Origin of the sequence: Marinobacter sp. AN1 (assembly GCF_026013985.1) — a bacterium.
Lineage (GTDB): Bacteria > Pseudomonadota > Gammaproteobacteria > Pseudomonadales > Oleiphilaceae > Marinobacter > Marinobacter segnicrescens.
In genome coordinates, this window is record NZ_CP110342.1 from 1,981,312 (window position 1) to 2,002,361 (window position 21,050).

Below are 21,050 nucleotides of genomic sequence, written 5' to 3' on the forward strand. Positions count from 1 at the left end.
TTAAATAAGGAGAGCCAGCGAAGCCTGCCACCGCCGCGAAGGACGGGAGCAGCCCGCTGGCGAAAGAGTCATCAGGGAACAGGGTCAACGCCTTGAAAATTCTTGTCACCGGCACCGCCGGATTTATCGGATTCCACCTCGCTCGGCGTTTGCTGGAGCGGGGCGACGAAGTCATTGGCGTCGATAACGTCAATAACTACTATGATACCCGGCTGAAGGAAGCCCGACTCGAAGGTCTGCGTGACTTCCAGGGGTTTACCGAGGTCCGTCAGGATATTGCCGACCGGGAGGCAATGGCGGCGCTGTTCCGGCTACACCAGCCGCAGCGGGTCGCTCACATGGCTGCCCAGGCCGGTGTGCGGTACTCCATCGAGAACCCCAATGCCTATGTGGATTCCAACCTGGTGGGATTCATGAACATCCTTGAAGGCTGTCGCCATAACCGGGTAGAGCACCTGGTCTATGCCTCGAGCAGCTCCGTCTACGGAGCCACCGAGACCATGCCGTTCTCGGTGCAGGACAACGTGGACCATCCGGTGAGCCTGTACGCAGCCTCCAAGAAAGCCAATGAACTGATGGCTCATACCTACAGCCACCTGTACCAGTTGCCTACCACCGGCCTGCGGTTTTTTACCGTTTATGGTCCCTGGGGGCGGCCGGATATGGCGCCGTTTATCTTCACCCGCAAGATCCTGGCGGGGGAGCCCATCGACGTCTTTAACTTTGGCCACCACAAGCGCGACTTCACTTACATCGATGACATCGTCGAAGGTGTGGTCAGAACCCTTGACCATGTGGCCCAGCCCAACCCCCACTGGAGCGGCCTGCACCCGGACGCCGCCAGCAGTAAGGGGCCGTACAGGCTTTACAACATCGGCAGCAACAACCCGGCAGAGCTGTCCCGGTTTATCGAAATCATCGAGGAAAAGACCGGCAAGACCGCCGAAAAGAACTACCTGCCAATGCAGCCTGGCGATGTTCCCGCGACTTACGCCGATGTCGACTCACTGATTGCCGACGTCGGCTATAAACCGGAAACCTCCCTTGAAGAAGGCCTTGGTCGTTTCGTCGACTGGTATCGTGCGTTCTACGGCGTGTAGCGGGCAACCTCCTGAGTTATGTAATGCCAATCGCCGTACTTGCCGTATTCATCCACAACCTGATGTAAAAAGCAGGCAAGCAGGAAGCCTGATAGCCGGAGGCCCGGCACCCCCTTCCGAAACAGTCAGAGAACAGGGTTCTCGTTTCGGAAGGGGGTGCCGGGCCTTCGGCGTTTTGCACCAACTCCAGATAATATGTCTGAAGGTTCGCAACGGGTGCGATTCTGGCAGACCGGGCCTGGGGACCTTTCTTCGAAACGAAAACCCTGTTTTCTGACTGTTTCGAAGAAAGGTCCCCAGGCCCTCTGGCGGGAAGACCCTGGGCCGGGTTGGGCTCAGGCATGAGCAGGTCAGGTATTTAGGTGGAAAGTCTTCGGGTAACTGCTGTTAAAACAGTCAGAGAACAGCGTCTTTGAGCCTTGGTAAGCCAGGGCCCCGGCCGTCAGCGGCGCAGTTTCCTTTCCGCCCTGCGAAGCTGGCGGTTGGCTTGGCGTCTCAGCCGTTGCGATCTCGTGGCGGTGTGCTCCCGGTAATACCATATCCCTGCGGCAAGTCCGATAAGCCCTAGTATCAGCGTGGCGATGCCAGCCGTCTGGGCTGATGGAGTCTGGATCTGCTTGTGCGCCATGACATCCTCCTGATGAAAAGGTGGGCAAATTCAATCGCGTTTAAAACATCATGCAGAAGAAGTGTGGTCGGTGCCCTGGAATAGGTCAAATGAAACGGGGGCGCAAGCCCGGTTGGGGGCCAAACCATTCGCGAACCGAACGCTACTCGGACAAAAAAGCCCCCGTCCGTGAGGAGCGAGGGCTTTCAGGAATCTGGTAGGACCAGGCAGATTTGAACTGCCGACCTCTGCCATGTCAAGGCAGCGCTCTAACCAACTGAGCTATGGTCCTGTGTTCAACGGGGAGGAAATATACTGATCCGGACCGGGATGGTCAACCGTTTTCCCTGACTTTTTTATGTTGCCGGTTATGCCCGGTTCGCGGCGCGGATACGGGCAATACGGCGTGCCCGGGCGGACTTGCGCAGCCAGTTCCTGATAGCCCGGGCCAGCACCGTCCAGCGGTTAATCAGCAGCGCCAGCAGGATCACGCAGCAACCGGCAAGTTGCGTGGGGCTCATGGTCTGGCTGAACCATACCCAGGCCAGCAACGCCACCCACACCGGCTCCAGGATCAGTATCACCACGCCATGGCTGTTGAAGGACAGGCTCTGGGCGTAGGTCTGCAGCAAGAAGCGAAAGGCAGTTCCGATGGTCGCGCTGCCCACCAGCCACCAGAACATGGGACCGGTGAAGTTATCGAAGGTTGGTTGCCACTCCTCGAAGATCAGCGAGACCAGTCCGGTAAGTACCCCGGCCGTGGTCATGCTCAGTGCCGTCAGGGGCAGGGCAGGTACTTTCTGTTTGACAACCTGTTCACCACTGGCGTTCACCACAGTACGGGTATTGGCGGTACGGGACGTAAGAATATACGACATGGCGAAGATCAGCGCTGCCACCACAAACAGCATTTGCCCGGGCTCCGGGCGGAAGCCATTTTCAAGGGAGAGCAGGGCCAGGCCAGAAATGGCCACCGGGATCGCCAGCCAGGTGTTCAGGGGCTGGGGCTCGCGGAAGAAAATGCGGGCAATGGCGGGAACAATCACCACCGCCAGGCTGGTAATAAACGCGGCCTCACCCAGGTTTACGCCCAGCCAAATACCCATCACCCAGCAACTCATGGCAGAGCCGAACACCAGGCCTACCCGGGCACCACGGAGCATTTGTCGAACACCCAGGCGCGGTAGCTGATGGCGCGCAAAGAATGCCAGGATGGCACCAGCCATCAGGAATCGCATGGCCATGAACAGCAACGGCGGCATCAGCAGCACCGCCTCTTTGGAGAAAGCCCAGCTGACGGCGGCCAGCAAGGTCACAAAGACGAGAAGCAGGTCAGCTTTATGGGAGTCAGAGAGGGCCATGGCAAGAACGTGTCCGGAAATCAGGCCGCGGAGTTTAGCATGCTCACCACGTCCGGCCTAATCCTTGCCCGGCTACAGGGGTGCCCATCCCGGGTCGGTGTTGCCCGGGTATAACCGATGTCACCAGGTTTGCCTTGCTGGTGAAACGTCAGAACCAGCCTTCGTCCTGGATAGCCTCGAACTCGAAGCGCAAATGCACATCATCCGCCACCATCAGGGGATCGAGGGCGTAGGTCATGCCCCAGTCACTGCGCTTGATGGTGGTGCTGGCAGAGATGCCAAGCGTGTATTCCTTGTGACCAATCGGGTAGTCCGCCGCCTTGTTCAGGGTGACGTCCAGTGTTACCGGCCGTGTCTGGCCCAGCAGGGTCAGGTCACCGGTCAGGTTGCCCGTGCGCTCGCCGTTGGTTTCGAAGTCAGTCACCTCAAAGGTGATTTCGGGATAGCGATCGCTATGGAGGAAGTCCTCCTTGCGCAGGTGTTCGTCCCGCTTGTCATGGTTGGAGAATACGCTGGCACTCTGAATGACCACCTTGCCAGACGGTACCTCGTTGGTTTCCTCGTCATACTCGAACTGGCCCTTGCCCTCAAGGAACAAGCCGATCACCGACGCATAGCCCAGGTGATTGACCTCGAAGGTGATGGACAGGTGCTCTTCATCGATCTTGTAGCTCTTCGGTTCGGCAAGCGTGCTGTTTGCGGACAGCGCGAGACTGAGCGCAGCAACGCCAGCGACAATGGGATTTAAAGGGTTCCTTCGAATAGTCATCACTAGCTCCTTGTTGTGCTGTGCCGGTATAGATAGCGGATGTCGAGGGCAAAGGACGCTGCCAGGAGGACCAGTGCCATTATAAGCGTAGCATGGGCAAACCAATCGGGTACGGGGGGCAGCAGGGCGACCATCAGGGTAACCAGCTGCCAGACACAGATGGTCTTTCTGCGAAAACTCTCCGGTAAGGGTTCATTGAGCCATGTCCAGTGCATTCCCGCCATGACAAAGCCGTAACGCATCAGGCCAATCAGCAACACCCAGGCGCCGGCTTTTCCCAGTAACATCAGGGCGACGCAAAGCACCAAAATAAAGAAGGCGTCCAGCTCCATATCGAAGCGGGCGCCGAACGGACTCGCCGTATTGGTACGTCGGGCAACATAGCCATCCGCGCCGTCCATGATCAGTGCCAGCAGGCAGAGCAGGGCATAGGGCCAGGCCAGGGTTTGCAGCAGCACCGGGGTTCCGGCCAGGCTGGCAAGAAACAGGACCAGTACAGCGCGCACCAGGGTTACCCGATCTGCGGGACCGAAGCGGCCGCCTGAGAGGCCCAGGCCCACGACAATGGCCAGCGCAAAACCGCTGTACAGGGCAACGGCCAGAATCGTGGTGACTGGCGACAGGGGCGCGATCCGGGTCGTGAGCAACAACAGTCCGGCCAGGGCGGCCGCACCCAGTGACAGGTCCGCCAACGGAAGCGGTTGCGGTGCACGATGTGCTGGCGAGGAATCCATAGCCGTAACCTGTCGTAATCTATACTGTCATGCTGTTTATACCCGCGCCTGCAGCGATTGGTTCACAGCGACAGCCGCTTAGCGGGTACTGCCCTCAGCATGGAGTGTGTATGAATTCCCCGTCAACGGAAATGTCACCGGCCTTCTGGTCTTTCGGTAACGGTTATAGCGAGATTGCCCCGGGCCAGGTGGATCACAGCAGTGACAACCTCGGACCGATGCTGGAGCTGGAGACAGTCTACAGCGCCATAAGCCGTGGAACCGAGGCCCTGGTCTACAATGGCCAGGTGCCGGAATCTGAGTACCAGCGGATGCGGGCGCCGTTCCAGCAGGGAGAGTTTCCGGGGCCGATTCGCTATGGCTATATGAATGTGGGGCGTGTGGTGGACGGGCCATCCAGGCTGGTGGGTCGTTACGGCTTCTGCCTGTTCCCGCATCAGCGCCGCTATCGGGTGCCCGCCAATACGGTGACGATACTTCCGCAAGACATACCCCCGGGCCGAGCGGTGTTGGCGGCCAACCTGGAAACCGCCATCAATGGCCTCTGGGATGGCGAGCCATTGGTAGGGGACCGTATTGCGGTCGTTGGCTGCGGTGTCGTTGGCTGCCTGGTCGCCTGGCTGGCGGGGCGTATTGCTGGCACCCGGGTTACCGCCGTTGACCCCAACGCTAACCGTCAGGCCGTGCTGGCGATGCTGGGTGTTGAGTGGGCGCCTGAGCTGGCCCAGGATGACCATGACCTGGTGTTCCACACCAGCGGCCAGCCCTCGGGGCTGGAGACGGCCCTGGGCCTGGCGGGCAACGAAGCTCGCATTATCGAAATGAGCTGGTATGGCGAGCAAGTCGTACCAGCCAGTCTCGGGGGCAGCTTTCATTCCCGCCGCCTGACCTTGCGTTCCAGCCAGGTGGGTCAGCTGAACCCTCGCCAGCTACCGCGCTGGTCCTACCGCGACCGCATGGCGCTGGCGATCCGGTTAATGGCAGACCCTGCGCTGGATGCCCTGATTACCGGCGAGAGCGACTTCGAACAGTTACCCGACGTTATGGCGGAACTGGCCCGTGGGGCTTCTGACACCCTCTGTCACCGCATCCGTTATTCCTGAACCAGAAGGACAATCCATGTATACACTCACCGTCCGCGACAACGTAATGATTGCCCACAGCTTTACCGGCGAGGTCTTTGGCCCGGCCCAGAATCTCCATGGTGCCACCTATGTGGTGGATGTCACTTTCGAACGCCCGGAGCTGGACGACCATGACCTGGTTGTGGACATCGGCCTGGCCAGCGAGGTCCTGGGCAAGGTCCTGGCGCCCATCAATATGCAGAACCTGGACGAGCTGCCCCAGTTCACAGGCCATAACACGACCACGGAGTTCATGGCTCGGTATATCTTCGACTCGGTGGCCCAGGCAGTTCGCAACGGCGAGCTGGGGGAGGGCGCACGGGCCCTGACAGCACTGAAAGTCACCCTGTCTGAATCCCACATCGCCTGGGCCAGCTATCGTGGCGAACTCTGATCGCCGCTACTGGTTCCTGGTTCCCGGTGACCCGAACCAACGGACCGGCGGCTATGGCTATGTCCGGGAGGTGGTGGCCGGGCTCCGCCGGATGGGCCGTGAAGTCAGTCTTCAGGGGCTGGAGGGCCAGTTTCCAAAGGTGGATGACACCGCGCGGGCTGCGCTCGATAACGCCTTGGCGTCGGTGCCTGACGACGGCACCGTTGTCGTCGACGGCCTCGCCCTGTGTGGTTACCCGGAAGCGGCAGAGGTCCACGGCCCTCGCCTCAACCTGGTGGCACTGGTGCACCATCCGCTGGCTGACGAGACCGGCCTCGGTGACGACGAGCGCGCCCATTTCCTGGAGACCGAACGCCGGGCCCTGGCAGCAGTCAGCCGGGTAATCACAACCAGCGAAACCACCGCCCTGGGGCTGGGTCGATTTGGTGTGCCATCGTCGAAAACCAAGGTGGTGCTTCCGGGTGTTCACCTGCCAGCGGTTCCGGAAGAACCCGAATCTGGTCGTCTGGGGGCAGGTCAAGGGGAAATCAGGCTTCTCTGCGTTGCCCACCTGTCTCCGCGAAAGGCGCAACTCGACCTGGTGGATGCCCTGGCCAGGCTGGACGCGGGCGGGTGGACCTGTGAACTGGTGGGCTCCGTGGACCGGAACCCGGACTACGCGAGTCGTGTGAAGGCCAGGATTGCCGAGCGGGGCCTGACCGGGCGCATCCGGTTAGCCGGCGAGCTCTCTGGCCCGGAGCTGACCCGTGCGTTCGCCCAGGCTGACCTGTTTGTGCTGCCCTCTCACTATGAAGGCTACGGCATGGTGATCGATGAGGCGCTGGCCCACGGTTTGCCGGTCATATCCTCCGATGGTGGTGCGTTGGCGGCGACCGCCAATCGCCCCGGTTGCGTAACCTATGCTGCCGGCGAAACTGAGGCGCTTGCACGGCTGGTCAGCGAGCGATTACAGGACCGGGCGTTGTTGCAGGACCAGCGGGCCGCAGCCCGCGAGAGTGCAAACGCCCTGCGTAGCTGGGACCAGTGCGCGCGTGAGTTTGACCGTGTAGCCGGAACCACCGGTGCAAGCCTCCCGCACGGCAGTGACTTTGCCGAAGACTGGCTGCGGTTGCGGGAACCGGCGGACCACCAGGCCCGTGACCGCCAGCTTTGCGCGGAAACGGTCAACTGGCTGGAGCAGCGATCCGACCAGGCCCTGGTCGTGGCCGATATCGGCGCTGGCCGCGGGTCCAACTGGCGTTATCTCCGCCAGGCCTTTCCTGCCGGGCTGAACGCGCGCTGCCAGTGGCACCTCTATGACCAGGATGAGACGCTGCTGAACACGGTGGCCGTGGACGATTTTTCGACCACACTCCACCCTCGTCGGCTAGAAGCCGGCGACCTCGATGCGGCCTTGCCGGCGCCGTTACACCTGGTCACCGCCTCGGCGCTGATCGACCTGGTATCACAAGCCTGGCTGGAGGCGTTAGCGAGCGCTGCCGCAGAACGCTCCTCAGCGGTGCTGGTGACGCTTTCCTATGCGGGTCGCTTCCGCCTGTTTCCGGCGCATCCCTGCGACGATGTATTGAGGGCGATGGTCAACCAGCATCAGCACGGCGACAAGGGTACCGGTGCCGCTTGTGGCCCCGAGGCCAGCGAGGTTCTGGCGAACGCCCTCAGGACCAATGGCTACCATGTTCAGCTGGCACCCAGCACCTGGCGCCTGGATCAACGCTGCCCGGCGCTGCAGGCAGCCCTTATGGAAGGCTGGGTGGCGGCGGCCCGGGCGCAGATTGAACGACTGCCCGGCGAGGACGACGCGCCGGCCGATTGGCTGGAAGACTGGCTGGACACCCGGCTGGAACAGGCGAAACAGGGGGCGCTGAACATCGAAGTCGACCATATCGACCTGTTCGGAGCGCCGGGGCTGTGACCCTCCGGGTTCGTCGTGTTTCGCCAGTACTGCGCTGGGGACTGACCCTGTTGTTGCTGGTGACGGTGCTCTGGCTGGTGGATCCGGCAGCCGTCGGCGCGCAGTTGCAGACTGTGCGCTGGCCCTGGCTGTTAACGGCACTGGCTATCACGCCATTACAGGTCGTTATCTCCGCCTGGCGCTGGCAGTTCACGGTGCGTCGGCTGGGTGGGCAGCTGCCGCTGGGTTACGCCATTGGCGAGTATTACCTGGGCACACTGGTGAACCAGTTGGTACCAGGGGGCGTGGTTGGCGACGCGGGGCGGGCGTTGCGGCATCGGCACCGGGTGCAGACCACAACGCTGGCGGTCCATGGCGTCATGATCGAGCGACTCTCCGGGCAACTGGTACTGTTTCTCCTTGCCGCAGTGCTGGCCGTGGCCTGGTTACCGCTGCCGACGCCGCCCATGCCGGGGCTGTTCCTGTTGCCCGGAATCCTGGTTGCCGTACTACTGGCCTGGTCATTGTTCCGGGCACCGCCTTTGGCGAACTGGTGGGCCGGTTTTCAAGCCGATATACGGCGGGCACTTCTCAGCAGGGGTGCCTTGCCGCAGCAGCTTGCCTCTTCCCTGGCGGTTATCGTCTCCTACCTGGCAGCGTTCTGGTGCCTGGCCATGGGCCTCGGGTTTCCCGTGGCGCTGGATGAGCCGGGGCTGTTGCTGGCACTGTGCACGGTCCTGCTGATGGCCATGGTCATTCCCCTGACGGTGTCAGGCTGGGGCATTCGGGAAAGTGCAGCGGCGGTACTGTGGCCGCTGGTGGGCATGGACGCGGAACAGGGCGTGGCCCTGGCGGTGTGCTATGGGGTGCTGGTGCTGGTATCCGCCTTACCAGGTGTGTTTTTCCTGTTCAACGGCCGGTGTCAAACGCCAGGTCAAACAGCATATCCGTGCCAAGATTGACCATGCGTGCCTTCGGGCGCAGTGCATCGCCCAGGCTGTCGATCTCCGGCAGCGAAAATGCAGGCTGACCGCTGCCAATGATCATAGGTGCCACCAGCACGTGCAGGCGGTCGACCAACCCCGCGGTCAGAAATGTGGAGACCGTCTGGCCGCCGCCTTCCACAAAAATTCGCCTCAGGCCAAGCCGTTCCAGAACTCCGAGTACCTCCCGGGGGTCGATCGGCCCGTTACCGCCAGTCAGGCAGGGAATGTCCTGTACACCGCCAGTGAGGGCATCCGGAAGTGAAGGCGAGTGGCCATCCTTCGCCACCAGCCGCAAGGTTGGCGCAGCGCCATCGGTAAACAGGTGGTGGCTTTCTGGCACGCGACGGTTGCGGTCCACCACAACCCGCACCGGGTTGGGTCCGCTGGTCATACGAACCGTCAGCCGTGGGTTGTCTGCGCTGGCGGTTCCGGAGCCCACCAGCACTGCGTCGGATACCGCCCGCAGGCGGTGCAGGTGAACCAGGCCGTCCTCGCCATTAATATAGCGGGACTTGCCGGTGACCGTGGCGATCCGCCCGTCCAGACTCTGGCCCATCTGGGCAACCACATACATCCCCTGTTTCTGGTTGGCGAATGCCGGCTCTATCAGGGGCTGAAAAAGCTGCAGCAGTTGTCGCGCATGGTCATCGTCAGACAGGGGGACTTCAGAAGGCCAGCGGTCGCTGGTCGTATCGGGCTGGTGGCATTGCCGAAGAATTATCTGCCAGGCCTGCTCGGGTGTCATCACTGCCTCAAGTTTGTGGGGTGGATCCCGGGTGTTTGCGGTGCTGCTATAACTGTTACGTAAAAATCCCCGATTGATTCACTGTAAAGTCATAAAGTAGACCCTGCCAGTGGAAATGTCCCCGGTGAATCGGTTGTAATTCACGCAGCACCTACTTTGTTTGAAACGACACGGGAATTCGATTTGATCAAGCTGACCCCCGCAACGGAATACCAATCCGACGCACCGGAAACCCTCTGGGTGCTCACCCTGGATGCACCGCCGGAAAACCGCTGGCACGGTGACAGCCTGGAGCAGTTGCACCGGGTACTGGGCGACCTGGCCCGCCAGACCCCCTGTCCTTCACTAGTGATAACCGGCTCAGGGTTTGACTGGTTCTGCGGGGGTACACGGGCGTCAGCCCTGGCGGACGCCCGTGTACCGTTGAGTCAGCTGGCCCGGCTATACTCCCAGGCCTACGCCACCCTGCGAAAGTACCCGGCGTTGACCGTTGCCGCCATCAACGGGCAGGCCCGTGACGAAGGCGTGGCACTGGCCCTTAGTTGTGACTTCCGGGTGGCGTCTGGCCATGCCGGTTTCGGGTTTGACGCCCCCCGGAGTGGGCGCTTTCCCATGGGTGGGAGTACCCAGTTATTGCCTCGTTTGCTGGGAGAGTCCATCAGCAAACGGATGCTGCTCTGCGGCCTGGAGTGGGGGTCGGCACAGGCGCTCGAAGGTGGTCTGGTGGATGAGGTGAATGACTCGTCGGTGGCCGCGGCCATTGCGCTGGCGGCCAGCACCGAAGGGCTTAACCCATTGGTGGTTCAGGGCATTCGCCAATTGGTAGAGCACGCCCGCATGCGGCCGCTGGAAACCGGGTTTGCCGCCGAGCGCGATTGGCAGACCTCCCTGGGCGAGTAGCGACCCTCCCGAAGAGACGCTGTCGCGCGAATACCGCTTTGCGGATACAGTAGGATGCATGCGCCCGGATCGTGGTTCTCAGTATCTGTCCGGAATAACAGCCCATAGTCGGCAGGAGTCACCCCATGCGTTACCTGGAAACATTCTGGCAAAGGCTGAAGGATGCCCGTGAGGAACGTCAGTTGTCCCGCCGGGACCTGGCGGAACTGGTGGGCGTGACGCCGGACATTGTTACCCGCTGGGAACAGGTAGACGCCCGTCAGCGACTGTATCCGGCGGTGGATGAGCTCATTGACCTGTGCCGCCACCTGTCAGTCCCCCTGGAGTCCTTGCTGGATACGTCGCAACTCGACGATCCCGGGCAACTGGAACTGCCGGGGCTGGCGTTTTCCAACAGTGATGAGCTTGCCGGGGCGCTGGAAGAGCTTGAACGCCAGGTGCAGCGGGTTCAGCCCAATGAGGAGGAAGCGGAATTGCTGCGCCGGTTCCGCAAGAGCACGGAAGAAAACCGGCGCATGATCCTGCAGTTGCTGGGCCGCTGAAGCGGCCGGTGTTCTTTCCTTATTGCTTCTTGTCGCGGTTTTTCTTGTAGATGTTTTCGTAGACGTGGTTGGTGGCTTCCACAAAGCCTTCAATGGAACCACAGTCAAACCGCTTGCCCTTGAACTGATAGGCCAGCACACAGCCGTTCTTCGCCTGTTCAAGCAGGGCATCGGTGATCTGGACTTCGCCGTTCTTGCCCGGCTTGGTGTTCTCGATAATCTCGAAGATATCCGGCGTCAGGATGTAGCGGCCAATAATCGCCAGGTTGGACGGCGCCTTGTCCGGTGAGGGCTTCTCTACCATGTCCGTTATGCGGTACAGGCCATCCTTCATGGGCTCGCCGGCGATGACACCGTACTTGTGAGTCTGGTCCTCGGGCACTTCCTCAATGGCCACGATGGAGCAACGGAACTGCTTGTACAGCTTGGCCATCTGGGTCAGTACGCCGTCTTCGCCTTCAGGAACGACGCAGAAGTCATCGGCCAGCACCACCGCGAACGGGTTGTCACCCATCAGGTTGCGGCCGGTGAGAATGGCGTGGCCCAGGCCTTTCATTTCGTTCTGGCGGGTAAAGGCAAAGGTGTTGTTGTTGATCAGGTCTCGGATGGAGGTGAGCAGGTCTTCCTTGCCGGTGCCGGCAATCTGGTGCTCCAGCTCGTAACTGATATCGAAGTGATCCTCGATGGCCCGCTTACCCCGACCGGTCACAAACCCGAATTCGTTCATGCCAGCCTCGGACGCTTCCTCAACCCCGTACTGCACCAGGGGTTTGTTAACAATGGGAAGGATTTCCTTGGGCATGGCCTTGGTAGCGGGGAGGAAGCGGGTGCCGTAGCCGGCAACGGGGAACAGGCATTTCTTGATCATCAATATCGTCCTTTTATGTGGTTTTCCTGATTGGGGCTGCCAGCACGGGCCTGGCGCCTCCGGAACGCTTGGTAGTCGGGCAACCAGAAAGCATGCCAAGTGTAACCAAGGTACCGCTATAAAGGGAAACACCGGGAGGTTGCGTCTTTTTTACGGTTTTTTCACGGCACCCGACATTGCATAAGTGCACTGAATTGGTGCACCTATTGAATGTTAACAATTAAAGGAGCATCAACCCTGTGGATTGTTGACAATATGGGTGGTTCGGCGTAAATTTCACGTCGTTACTTTTAATATTGTTGACAAACACTATGAACGCTCCCGTAACAATCACTCAGACTCGCGCCGATGAAGCTTTCGATTGTCTGCAAACGGCCATCGTGAAAGGCGAGTTGGCCCCCGGTGAAAAAATCGGTGAGCTGGACCTGTGCGAGCGTTTCAACCTGACCCGCGGCCCGGTGCGTGAAGCCCTCGGCCGCCTGGAATCCCGGGGCCTGCTCGTTCGTCGTCCCCACGCGGGTGTACGGGTGGTGTCTGTCAGTGCCGCTGAGCTGCTGGAGCTGTACCGCATCCGTGAAGTGATGGAAGGGCTGGCGGCTCGCCAGGCGGCAGAGCGGATGACAGACCAGGAAATCGCAGACCTGCAAGCTACCCTAGACAGCCACGAAGCCATGATTGAGGAAGCCCGCGGCCAGGCCTACTACCAGGCTGAAGGCGACTACGACTTCCACCACCGCATCGCCACCGGCAGCCGCAATACCAAGCTCGCGCAAATGCTGCTGGGTGATCTTTACTACATGGTGCGCATGTATCGCTACCGGCTGAGTACCTCCAGCGGCCGGCCACACCGGGCACTGGGTGAACACCGGCGTATCGTGGAGGCCATTGCCCAGCGGGATGGCGAGTTGGCGGAGTTCCTGATGAAACGCCACATCAACGCTGCCCGACAGAATATCGAACGCAAGATTGAACAGGGCGAGATCTCGTTCTGATCCCGAACCCAACATTCATGAACAAGAAGGAAATCCCCATGTCACAGCAACTGAGCCCGGGCGCACGCTTCCGCAAGGCGCTGAAAGAGAACAAGCCGCTGCAGATCGTCGGCACCATCAACGCCTATTCCGCCATGATGGCAGAGCGGGTAGGGCACCAGGCCATTTACCTGTCCGGTGGTGGCGTAGCCAACGCTTCCTTCGGCCTGCCGGACCTGGGCATGACCACCATGAATGATGTGGTGGAAGACGCCCGTCGCATCACCGCCGCCACCGGCCTGCCGCTGCTGGTCGACATCGACACCGGCTGGGGTGGCGCCTTCAACATTGCTCGCACCATTCGTGAGATGGAGCGTGCCGGCGTCGCCGCTATCCACATTGAAGACCAGGTCGCCCAGAAGCGCTGCGGCCACCGCCCCAACAAGGAAATTGTCTCCAAGGAGGAAATGGTGGACCGTATCAAGGCTGCGGCCGATGCGCGCCAGGACAAGGACTTCTTTATCATGGCCCGCACCGACGCCTTCCAGAAGGAAGGACTGGAAGCGGCCATTGACCGCGCCAAGGCCTGCATTGAAGCCGGTGCCGACGGTATCTTCGCTGAAGCCGTGCATGAGCTGTCTGACTACCGGGCCTTCGCGGACGCCATCGACGCACCCCTGCTGGCCAATATCACCGAGTTCGGCGCTACACCGCTCTATAACAAGAGCGAGCTTGCAGAAGCCGGTGCCGGTATGGTGCTCTATCCGCTCAGTGCCTTCCGCGCCATGAACAAGGCAGCGCTGATGGTGTACGAGAATATCCTGGAGAAGGGCGACCAGAAAGACGTGGTGGACAGTATGCAGACCCGTGCTGAACTCTACGACTTCCTGAACTACCACGACTTCGAACAGAAACTGGACGAGCTCTTCGCCCAGAAAAAGAACTGAACCGAATCCAACAAGAGATGTGAGGGAGATGACTCATGGCTGAAGCAAAGAAACTCGGTGGTGCCGGCCTGCGCGGGCAGGTCGCTGGTGAAACCGCCCTGTGTACCGTGGGCAAGTCCGGTGCCGGCCTGACCTACCGTGGCTACGACATTGCCGACCTGGCGGAGAAAGCCCAGTTCGAGGAAATCGCGTACCTGCTGCTGCGTGGCAAACTGCCCAACCGCAAGGAGCTGGACGAGTACACGCAGAAGCTGCAAAGTCTGCGTGGCCTGCCGGACGCCCTGAAGACTGTGCTGGAACAGATCCCCAAAGACGCCCACCCGATGGACGTCATGCGTACCGGCTGTTCCATGCTGGGCAACCTGGAAACCGAGCAGGACTTCTCCGAGCAGGACGACAAGATCGACCGCATGCTGGCGGTGTTCCCGTCCATCATCACCTACTGGTACCGCTTCGCCCACGAAGGCGTGCGTATCGAGACCGAGAGCGACGTGGACTCCATCGGTGGCCACTTCCTGGAGCTGCTCCACGGCAAGAAGCCTAGCGAGCTGCACGAGCGGGTGATGAACGTCTCCCTGATCCTCTATGCGGAGCACGAGTTCAACGCCTCTACCTTCACCGCCCGTGTGTGTGCGTCGACCCTGTCTGACATCCACAGCTGTGTTACTGGCGCCATCGGCTCCCTGCGTGGCCCGCTGCACGGCGGTGCCAACGAGGCCGCCATGGAGCTGATCCAGAAGTTCCAGACTCCGGATGAGGCCGAAGAAGGCCTGATGGGCATGCTGGAGCGCAAGGAAAAGATCATGGGCTTCGGTCACGCCATCTACAAGGAATCCGATCCCCGCAACGCGATCATCAAGCAATGGTCGAAGAAGCTGGCGGACGAAGTGGGCGACACCGTGCTGTACCCGGTATCCGTTCGCTGCGAAGAAGTCATGTGGCGGGAGAAGAAGCTGTTCTGTAACGCGGATTTCTTCCACGCGTCTGCCTATCACTTCATGGGCATCCCCACCGAGCTGTTTACACCCATCTTCGTGATGTCGCGGGTATCCGGCTGGACGGCCCACGTGAAGGAGCAGCGCGCCAACAACCGGATTATCCGCCCCAGCGCCGACTACACCGGCCCGGCGGACGCCAAGTGGGTGCCGATCGACGAGCGCCCGTAAAAGATCTGTCATCGCCCGCTAACCAGGGCGGGCCAGCACACTGATGGATCGGCACTGTGGTGGAGGTCTTTTGGAGCAGCGCCAGGGATGGCGCGGTAGCAAGGTCGGTCAAGGGACGACCGTGAATTGCGGCGGAAAAAGACCTCCACCATAGGGCCAGCCCCCCAGGCCTGATGCACGCCAACCAGACGCCCCCGAGAGAGCCAAGAATCATGAACACCCAATATCGCAAGAACCTCCCAGGCTCAGACCTGGACTATTTCGACACCCGCCAGGCGGTGGAAGACATCCAGCCCGGCGCCTGGGCCAAATTGCCCTACACCTCCCGTATCCTGGCAGAGCAGCTGGTTCGCCGCTGTGAGCCGGCCGCGCTGACGGATTCGCTGAAGCAGCTTATCGAACGCAAGCGGGACCTGGACTTCCCCTGGTACCCGGCGCGGGTCGTGTGCCACGACATCCTGGGCCAGACTGCCCTGGTGGACCTGGCCGGCCTGCGGGATGCTATCGCAGAGAAGGGCGGTGACCCCGCCAAGGTCAATCCGGTGGTGCCGACGCAGCTGATTGTTGACCACTCCCTGGCAGTTGAACACGCGGGGTTCGAGAAGGACGCCTTCGAGAAGAACCGTGAGATCGAGAACCGCCGTAACGACGATCGCTTCCACTTCATCAACTGGACCAAGACCGCCTTCGAGAACGTGGACGTGATCCCGCCCGGCAACGGCATCATGCACCAGATCAACCTGGAGAAGATGTCTCCGGTGGTTCAGGTTCGGGACAATGTGGCTTTCCCGGACACCTGCGTGGGCACCGACAGCCATACTCCGATGGTCGATGCCCTCGGCGTTATTTCGGTCGGTGTTGGCGGCCTGGAAGCGGAAAGCGTCATGCTTGGCCGTGCCTCCATGATGCGCCTGCCGGACATCGTGGGTGTGGAACTCAAGGGCAAGCTGCGTCCGGGTATTACTGGCACCGACATGGTGCTGGCGATCACCGAGTTCCTGCGCAAGGAGCGGGTAGTGGGTGCCTACCTGGAGTTCTACGGCGAAGGCGCCGACAGCCTGACCGTGGGCGACCGGGCGACCATCTCCAACATGACCCCGGAATATGGCGCCACCGCCGCCATGTTCTACATTGACGGCCAGACCATCGACTACCTCAAGCTCACCGGTCGTGAAGACGAGCAGGTAGCCCTGGTCGAGAAGTACGCGAAACACACCGGCTTGTGGGCCGATGACCTGAAATCCGCCGAGTATGAGCGGGTACTGACGTTTGACCTGAGCAAGGTCGAGCGCACCCTGGCGGGCCCGTCCAACCCCCACGCCCACCTACCCACCAGCGAGCTGGCCAAGCGCGGCATTGCCGGTGAATGGGAGCAGGAAGAAGGCAAGATGCCGGACGGCGCGGTGATCATCGCCGCCATCACAAGCTGTACCAACACCAGCAACCCCCGCAACATGGTGGCAGCCGGCCTGATCGCGCGGAATGCCAACAAGCTGGGCCTGACCCGCAAGCCGTGGGTGAAGTCCTCCCTGGCGCCGGGCTCCAAGACCGTCAAGATGTACCTGGAAGAAGCCAACCTGCTGCCAGAGCTGGAAAACCTGGGCTTTGGCGTGGTGGCCTTTGCCTGCACCACCTGTAACGGCATGAGCGGCGCCCTGGACCCGAAAATCCAGCAGGAAATCATCGACCGCGACCTGTACTCCACGGCGGTGCTGTCTGGTAACCGTAACTTCGATGGTCGTATCCACCCCTACGCCAAGCAGGCCTTCCTGGCCTCGCCGCCGCTGGTCGTGGCCTATGCCATCGCCGGTACCATCCGCTTTGATATCGAGAAGGACGCCCTGGGCTACGACAAGGACGGCAACCCCATCACTCTGAAAGACATCTGGCCCAGCGATGAAGAAATCGACGCCATCGTCAAGACGGCGGTTAAGCCGGAGCAGTTCCGCCAGACCTACATTCCCATGTTCGATGTGTCGAAGGATGCCCGTAACCTGGTCAGCCCACTGTACGAGTGGCGGCCCCAGAGCACCTACATCCGCCGTCCGCCGTATTGGGAAGGTGGCATGGTGGGGGAGAAGTCCCTCAAGGGCATGCGTCCGCTGGCGATCCTGCCGGACAACATCACCACCGACCACCTGTCGCCGTCCAATGCGATCCTGATGGACAGCGCCGCCGGTGAATACCTGCACAAGATGGGCCTGCCGGAGGAAGACTTTAACTCCTACGCCACCCACCGGGGCGACCACCTGACCGCCCAGCGTGCGACCTTCGCCAACCCGAAGCTGTTCAACGAAATGGTGCGGGACGAGAATGGCAACGTGAAGCAGGGCTCGCTGGCCCGTATCGAGCCGGAAGGCAAGGTCACCCGCATGTGGGAAGCCATCGAGACCTACATGGGCCGCAAGCAGCCGCTGATTATCATCGCGGGCGCCGACTACGGCCAGGGCTCTTCCCGTGACTGGGCCGCCAAGGGCGTGGCACTGGCGGGCGTCGAAGCCATCGTCGCGGAAGGTTTCGAGCGCATCCACCGGACCAACCTCATCGGCATGGGTGTGATGCCCCTGCAGTTCGAGGAAGGCACCACCCGCAACACCCTGGCACTGGACGGTACGGAAACCTACGACGTGGAAGGCACCGCCGCACCGGGCGCGGAACTGACCCTGGTCATCCACCGCAAGAACGGCAGCACCGAGCACGTCGCGGTCATCTGCCGCCTGGATACTGCGGAAGAGGTGGAAATCTACAAGGCCGGCGGTGTGCTGCAACGCTTCGCCCAGGACTTCCTGGAATCCGAAGGCGCTGCCTGAGGTCTCAGCCAAGTTCCCACACCTCCGCCCAATGTTCCCTCTCCCTAGACGGGAGAGGGTCAGGGAGAGGGTGAAGCAGGCGACTCCACAAGCCAGAACCAAACACAGGTACCAGAATGAGTAACGTACCCCAGGTAAAAATCCCCGCCACCTACATGCGTGGCGGCACCAGCAAGGGCGTGTTCTTCAACATTGAAGACCTGCCCGAACGCTGCCAACAACCCGGTGAGGCCCGTGACAAGCTGCTGATGCGCGTCATCGGCAGCCCCGATCCCTACGAGAAGCAGATCGACGGCATGGGTGGCGCCACCTCCAGCACCAGCAAGACCGTGCTGCTCGCCAAAAGCCAGAGTGACGACCACGACGTGGACTACCTCTTTGGCCAGGTCGGCATCGACAAGGCCTTCGTGGACTGGAGCGGCAACTGCGGCAACCTGTCCGCGGCGGTGGGGCCCTTCGCCATCACCAACGGCATGGTGGACAAGAGCCGGGTACCGGACAACGGCATCGCCACGGTTCGCATCTGGCAGGCCAATATCGGCAAGACCATTGTTGCCAGGGTCCCCATGACCAACGGTGAAGTGCAGGAAACGGGTGACTTCGAACTGGACGGCGTCACCTTCCCGGCGGCAGAAGTCGCCGTGGAATTCATGGACCCCGCAGACGGTGAGGGCGCCATGTTCCCCACCGGCAATGTCGTAGACGACCTGGAGGTGCCCGGCGTGGGTACCCTCAAGGCCACTATGATCAACGCCGGCATACCCACCATCTTCGTCAATGCCGAAGACATCGGCTACCAAGGCACCGAGCTGCAGCCGGCCATCAACGGCGACCCGGAAGCCCTGGCCCGTTTCGAACTTATCCGTGCCCACGGCGCGGTGAAGATGGGGCTGATAAAGACCCCGGAGGAAGCCGCAAACCGTGGCCACACGCCCAAGGTAGCTTTTGTAGCGCCGCCAAAGGATTACGTCAGCTCATCAGGTAAAGATATCGAGGCCGGTGATGTTGATGTACTGGTCCGCGCCCTGTCCATGGGCAAACTGCACCACGCCATGATGGGCACCGCTGCGGTGGCTATTGCAACGGCCGCTGCGGTACCCGGCACGCTGGTGAACCTGGCGGCCGGGGGCGGGGACCGCACCTCCGTCACCTTCGGTCATCCGTCCGGGACCTTGCAGGTGGGGGCTGAGGCCTCCCAGGTGAACGGGCAGTGGACGGCCACCAAGGCTGTGATGAGTCGTAGTGCCCGGGTGCTTATGGAAGGTTGGGTGAGGGTGCCTGGCGACTCGTTCTAGGTACCCTGATCAGACTCGAATCAGGATTGGTCTCCTGACTGATTGCCGCCAGTGCCCTTGGGCCTGGCGGCTTTTTTGTCTTCACGAGCCGGTCCCGTCCGGTTATCCGAAATCAAAGACGACAGCGGCAAATACAAGCAATACAAAGCCATGCCCGGCAATCATAAACACCCATGCCCGGAGCTGGTCAGCCCTTGTTGTATACCGTTTTACATCTGAGGTATTGAGTTGTCGATTGTCTACCTCGTTAAAAAAGGACTCGGGTAACGCGACAGCGTATGCGTACCAGACCAGCCGGCCCCCGACGCCGTCCCAGGGGCAGGGGCGAGGCTTACCTTCAGCCATGATCGCTTTCTCGATCTTCGCCATGGACAACCGGCCGAATACCAGCCAGGAAACCATCGCCGTCAGCAGACAGCCGGCGAAAACAAATGCAAAAATCAGCTCTCCGTCCACCCGTCAGTCGCCCGTAAAGTAGTCGTAGATTTTTCCGAATAGGTTTTGTCCACGTTCGTCGGCTTGATAAGCCGCATAGGCTCCGATAGCAACGGCGGAACCGATCATCAAGCCCCATCCCCAGGGTGTGGCTGCCAGCGCGACTCGTGCCATGGTCATCGCAACGGTCTTACCAGTGACGAAACCTGCTGAGGTAGCTCCAGCCAGTCCGCCCGTTTGCGCGACCAGTTCACGTTCCCACTCATCCTCATTCCGATAGCTTCGGTATACTGCGTTCGCGCGCAAACCTACATCCGCCACTATGATGCCTCGCCCGGCATACTGCAGGCCTTGAGAAAAGCGACTGACAGCCCGCCCCTCATTCATGTCTGCCACATGGATACCGCGTCCCTTATGTCTCTCAGCCAATCTGACGCCCCTGTCAGCTCCCGTGATCGCGCTGCCTTTATTTAGGCCAAAGTCGGAACGGGGTGCCAGTCGGCTCAGTTCCTGCTGGAAATACCGATTCAGACGCTCGTAAGCTGAGCGAACGTTTTGCCTGAGATGTGCTTTTGTCCGGGAAGGGCCTCGTCCCACGCGTGTGAAGTTATTCAGCTTAACGAGCGCATCCTGATATTGGCTGAGCGCGTTCATAAAGCTGTCTGTCCTTGCACCAAGCACTGTGGCACCTATACCAGCGACAGAGTTGCCCGTGCTGGCATTGTCTGGATTCAGCCGGCTTTGAACCCAATCAATGAACAACGCAAGGCGAACTGTGTCCTGACCATGCTGGTCGACACAACAACCGAGGCGCTGCCTGGACTTCTCGGGGAGGCTGTTAAGCATGTTGCTAATCGCTAGATCCTGGGGATTAGGGTCGACTGCCAGGCAATAGGCATAATCTTTGGCAACTGACTGGCACCCGAACATGACCCGACGAGCTCTTGCATATTCATCGAGAGAGGCTGACGGCTCACAAAAATCGGAAAGGGTGGACGAATGTCGGGGAATGACGATATCTGTCATGGTGCGGTTCCTGTATCTGTCCTTGAAATTGCCCCTCCTCAACAAACCAGTGTTCATCGGGATTACAGGAGCTTCCTTACCTCGTGTGTTCTTTGTCGAACAAGGGACAACGTCATGCGCCCAATCTACGAGTTAAGGAAAGTATTCCATACCGCCCCCGGTCCAGCAACAGGCAGCGGTATACGAATTTGGGTATCCGTCGGGACCTTGTAGCTCTGGGCTGAGGCCTCCCAGGTTAACGGGCAGTGGACTGCGACCAAGGCTGTGATGAGCCGTAGCGCCCGGGTGCTTATGGAAGGTTGGGTGAGGGTGCCTGGGGACTCGTTCTAGGCGCCTCGTCCAGACTCAAAGCAGGATTGGTCTCCTGACTGATGGCCGC

19 protein-coding genes, 1 tRNA gene and 1 pseudogene are annotated in these 21,050 nt (G+C 60.7%); 13 read left to right on the forward strand and 8 right to left on the reverse strand.

The annotated features are described in order from the left end of the window. Window positions 1-92: 92 nt before the first annotated feature. A complete protein-coding gene (locus LJ360_RS09140; RefSeq protein WP_264995895.1) occupies window positions 93-1,100 on the forward strand; it encodes an NAD-dependent epimerase in 1,008 nt (335 codons plus the stop codon). 822 nt (window positions 1,101-1,922) lie between these two features. Here the strand turns inward: LJ360_RS09140 and LJ360_RS09145 are convergent. From LJ360_RS09145 to LJ360_RS09160, 4 genes are all read right to left on the reverse strand, one after another. Next, window positions 1,923-1,999 (reverse strand) — tRNA-Val (locus LJ360_RS09145). 76 nt (window positions 2,000-2,075) lie between these two features. Further along, window positions 2,076-3,068, reverse strand: a complete 993-nt coding sequence (locus LJ360_RS09150; RefSeq protein WP_264995896.1) for a DMT family transporter — start codon at window positions 3,066-3,068, stop codon at window positions 2,076-2,078. Between the two features lie 148 nt (window positions 3,069-3,216). Then, window positions 3,217-3,837 (reverse strand): YceI family protein, encoded by a 621-nt coding sequence (locus LJ360_RS09155; protein ID WP_264995897.1) that lies wholly within the window; start codon window positions 3,835-3,837, stop codon window positions 3,217-3,219. A 2-nt stretch (window positions 3,838-3,839) separates the two neighbouring features. Continuing rightward, window positions 3,840-4,571 carry a CDP-alcohol phosphatidyltransferase family protein gene (locus LJ360_RS09160; RefSeq protein ID WP_091853766.1) on the reverse strand — a complete coding sequence of 244 codons (732 nt, stop codon included), beginning with the start codon at window positions 4,569-4,571 and terminating at the stop codon, window positions 3,840-3,842. A 110-nt stretch (window positions 4,572-4,681) separates the two neighbouring features. Here LJ360_RS09160 and LJ360_RS09165 point away from each other — a divergent pair, with 110 nt between their 5' ends. Genes LJ360_RS09165 through LJ360_RS09180 form a run of 4 tightly spaced genes read left to right on the forward strand, consistent with a single transcriptional unit; the run spans window position 4,682 to window position 8,942 of the window. Beyond that, on the forward strand, window positions 4,682-5,674 hold the full coding sequence (locus tag LJ360_RS09165) for a zinc-binding alcohol dehydrogenase (RefSeq protein ID WP_320108793.1): 993 nt from the start codon (window positions 4,682-4,684) through the stop codon (window positions 5,672-5,674). A gap of 16 nt (window positions 5,675-5,690) precedes the next feature. After that, on the forward strand, window positions 5,691-6,089 hold the full coding sequence (locus LJ360_RS09170; protein ID WP_264995898.1) for a 6-pyruvoyl trahydropterin synthase family protein: 399 nt from the start codon (window positions 5,691-5,693) through the stop codon (window positions 6,087-6,089). Continuing rightward, window positions 6,076-8,001, forward strand: coding sequence for a glycosyltransferase family 4 protein (locus tag LJ360_RS09175; protein ID WP_264995899.1), 1,926 nt, complete (start codon window positions 6,076-6,078; stop codon window positions 7,999-8,001). The genes LJ360_RS09170 and LJ360_RS09175 overlap by 14 nt, the downstream gene beginning before the upstream one ends. Continuing rightward, a complete protein-coding gene (locus LJ360_RS09180; protein WP_264995900.1) occupies window positions 7,998-8,942 on the forward strand; it encodes a lysylphosphatidylglycerol synthase transmembrane domain-containing protein in 945 nt (314 codons plus the stop codon). The genes LJ360_RS09175 and LJ360_RS09180 overlap by 4 nt, the downstream gene beginning before the upstream one ends. Here the strand turns inward: LJ360_RS09180 and LJ360_RS09185 are convergent. Beyond that, complete coding sequence (locus LJ360_RS09185) at window positions 8,890-9,711, reverse strand: RibD family protein (RefSeq protein WP_264995901.1); 822 nt, start codon at window positions 9,709-9,711, stop codon at window positions 8,890-8,892. The two genes, LJ360_RS09180 and LJ360_RS09185, sit on opposite strands and share 53 nt — an antisense overlap. A gap of 183 nt (window positions 9,712-9,894) precedes the next feature. Between LJ360_RS09185 and LJ360_RS09190 the strand changes: the two genes are divergently transcribed. Next, window positions 9,895-10,611: an enoyl-CoA hydratase-related protein gene (locus LJ360_RS09190; RefSeq protein WP_264995902.1), complete on the forward strand. Its 717-nt coding sequence runs from the start codon at window positions 9,895-9,897 to the stop codon at window positions 10,609-10,611. 125 nt (window positions 10,612-10,736) lie between these two features. Continuing rightward, the gene (locus tag LJ360_RS09195) at window positions 10,737-11,153 is read left to right on the forward strand and encodes a helix-turn-helix domain-containing protein (protein WP_264995903.1); all 417 of its coding nucleotides are present in this window, start codon (window positions 10,737-10,739) and stop codon (window positions 11,151-11,153) included. Between the two features lie 19 nt (window positions 11,154-11,172). Here LJ360_RS09195 and galU read toward each other — a convergent pair whose 3' ends face one another. Continuing rightward, entirely contained in the window at window positions 11,173-12,021 is an 849-nt protein-coding gene (gene galU / locus LJ360_RS09200; protein ID WP_264995904.1) for a UTP--glucose-1-phosphate uridylyltransferase GalU, read from the reverse strand. Between the two features lie 311 nt (window positions 12,022-12,332). Between galU and LJ360_RS09205 the strand changes: the two genes are divergently transcribed. The 5 genes from LJ360_RS09205 to prpF all read left to right on the forward strand — a co-directional run bounded on the left by LJ360_RS09205 (window position 12,333) and on the right by prpF (window position 19,210). Further along, window positions 12,333-13,013: a GntR family transcriptional regulator gene (locus LJ360_RS09205; RefSeq protein ID WP_264995905.1), complete on the forward strand. Its 681-nt coding sequence runs from the start codon at window positions 12,333-12,335 to the stop codon at window positions 13,011-13,013. Between the two features lie 38 nt (window positions 13,014-13,051). Beyond that, window positions 13,052-13,939 (forward strand): methylisocitrate lyase, encoded by an 888-nt coding sequence (gene prpB / locus LJ360_RS09210; protein WP_264995906.1) that lies wholly within the window; start codon window positions 13,052-13,054, stop codon window positions 13,937-13,939. Window positions 13,940-13,974: 35 nt separating this feature from the next. After that, window positions 13,975-15,105 carry a 2-methylcitrate synthase gene (gene prpC / locus LJ360_RS09215; protein ID WP_091853787.1) on the forward strand — a complete coding sequence of 377 codons (1,131 nt, stop codon included), beginning with the start codon at window positions 13,975-13,977 and terminating at the stop codon, window positions 15,103-15,105. A 212-nt stretch (window positions 15,106-15,317) separates the two neighbouring features. Beyond that, a complete protein-coding gene (acnD, locus tag LJ360_RS09220; protein WP_264995907.1) occupies window positions 15,318-17,915 on the forward strand; it encodes a Fe/S-dependent 2-methylisocitrate dehydratase AcnD in 2,598 nt (865 codons plus the stop codon). 116 nt (window positions 17,916-18,031) lie between these two features. Next, the gene (gene prpF / locus LJ360_RS09225) at window positions 18,032-19,210 is read left to right on the forward strand and encodes a 2-methylaconitate cis-trans isomerase PrpF (protein ID WP_264995908.1); all 1,179 of its coding nucleotides are present in this window, start codon (window positions 18,032-18,034) and stop codon (window positions 19,208-19,210) included. 102 nt (window positions 19,211-19,312) lie between these two features. Here the strand turns inward: prpF and LJ360_RS09230 are convergent, their stop codons facing one another. Further along, window positions 19,313-19,666 (reverse strand): hypothetical protein, encoded by a 354-nt coding sequence (locus LJ360_RS09230; RefSeq protein WP_264995909.1) that lies wholly within the window; start codon window positions 19,664-19,666, stop codon window positions 19,313-19,315. A gap of 3 nt (window positions 19,667-19,669) precedes the next feature. Beyond that, complete coding sequence (locus LJ360_RS09235) at window positions 19,670-20,671, reverse strand: hypothetical protein (protein WP_264995910.1); 1,002 nt, start codon at window positions 20,669-20,671, stop codon at window positions 19,670-19,672. A 187-nt stretch (window positions 20,672-20,858) separates the two neighbouring features. On the opposite strand from LJ360_RS09235, the pseudogene LJ360_RS09240 reads away from it, so the two are divergent. Next, a pseudogene (locus tag LJ360_RS09240) lies at window positions 20,859-21,001 on the forward strand (PrpF domain-containing protein); the annotation flags it as partial. Between the last annotated feature and the right edge of the window lie 49 nt (window positions 21,002-21,050).

Excerpts from the sequence above, each read along its gene's own strand:
- LJ360_RS09170 (WP_264995898.1), top strand. The coding sequence starts at position 5,691 with ATGTATACACTCACCGTCCGCGACAACGTAATGATTGCCCACAGCTTT.
- LJ360_RS09195 (WP_264995903.1), top strand. The coding sequence starts at position 10,737 with ATGCGTTACCTGGAAACATTCTGGCAAAGGCTGAAGGATGCCCGTGAG.
- LJ360_RS09155 (WP_264995897.1), bottom strand. The coding sequence starts at position 3,837 with ATGACTATTCGAAGGAACCCTTTAAATCCCATTGTCGCTGGCGTTGCT.
- LJ360_RS09160 (WP_091853766.1), bottom strand. The coding sequence starts at position 4,571 with ATGGATTCCTCGCCAGCACATCGTGCACCGCAACCGCTTCCGTTGGCG.
- LJ360_RS09235 (WP_264995910.1), bottom strand. The coding sequence starts at position 20,671 with ATGACAGATATCGTCATTCCCCGACATTCGTCCACCCTTTCCGATTTT.
- LJ360_RS09185 (WP_264995901.1), bottom strand. The coding sequence starts at position 9,711 with ATGACACCCGAGCAGGCCTGGCAGATAATTCTTCGGCAATGCCACCAG.
- prpB (WP_264995906.1), top strand. The coding sequence starts at position 13,052 with ATGTCACAGCAACTGAGCCCGGGCGCACGCTTCCGCAAGGCGCTGAAA.
- prpF (WP_264995908.1), top strand. The coding sequence starts at position 18,032 with ATGAGTAACGTACCCCAGGTAAAAATCCCCGCCACCTACATGCGTGGC.
- galU (WP_264995904.1), bottom strand. The coding sequence starts at position 12,021 with ATGATCAAGAAATGCCTGTTCCCCGTTGCCGGCTACGGCACCCGCTTC.
- LJ360_RS09205 (WP_264995905.1), top strand. The coding sequence starts at position 12,333 with ATGAACGCTCCCGTAACAATCACTCAGACTCGCGCCGATGAAGCTTTC.
- prpC (WP_091853787.1), top strand. The coding sequence starts at position 13,975 with ATGGCTGAAGCAAAGAAACTCGGTGGTGCCGGCCTGCGCGGGCAGGTC.
- LJ360_RS09150 (WP_264995896.1), bottom strand. The coding sequence starts at position 3,068 with ATGGCCCTCTCTGACTCCCATAAAGCTGACCTGCTTCTCGTCTTTGTG.
- acnD (WP_264995907.1), top strand. The coding sequence starts at position 15,318 with ATGAACACCCAATATCGCAAGAACCTCCCAGGCTCAGACCTGGACTAT.
- LJ360_RS09165 (WP_320108793.1), top strand. The coding sequence starts at position 4,682 with ATGAATTCCCCGTCAACGGAAATGTCACCGGCCTTCTGGTCTTTCGGT.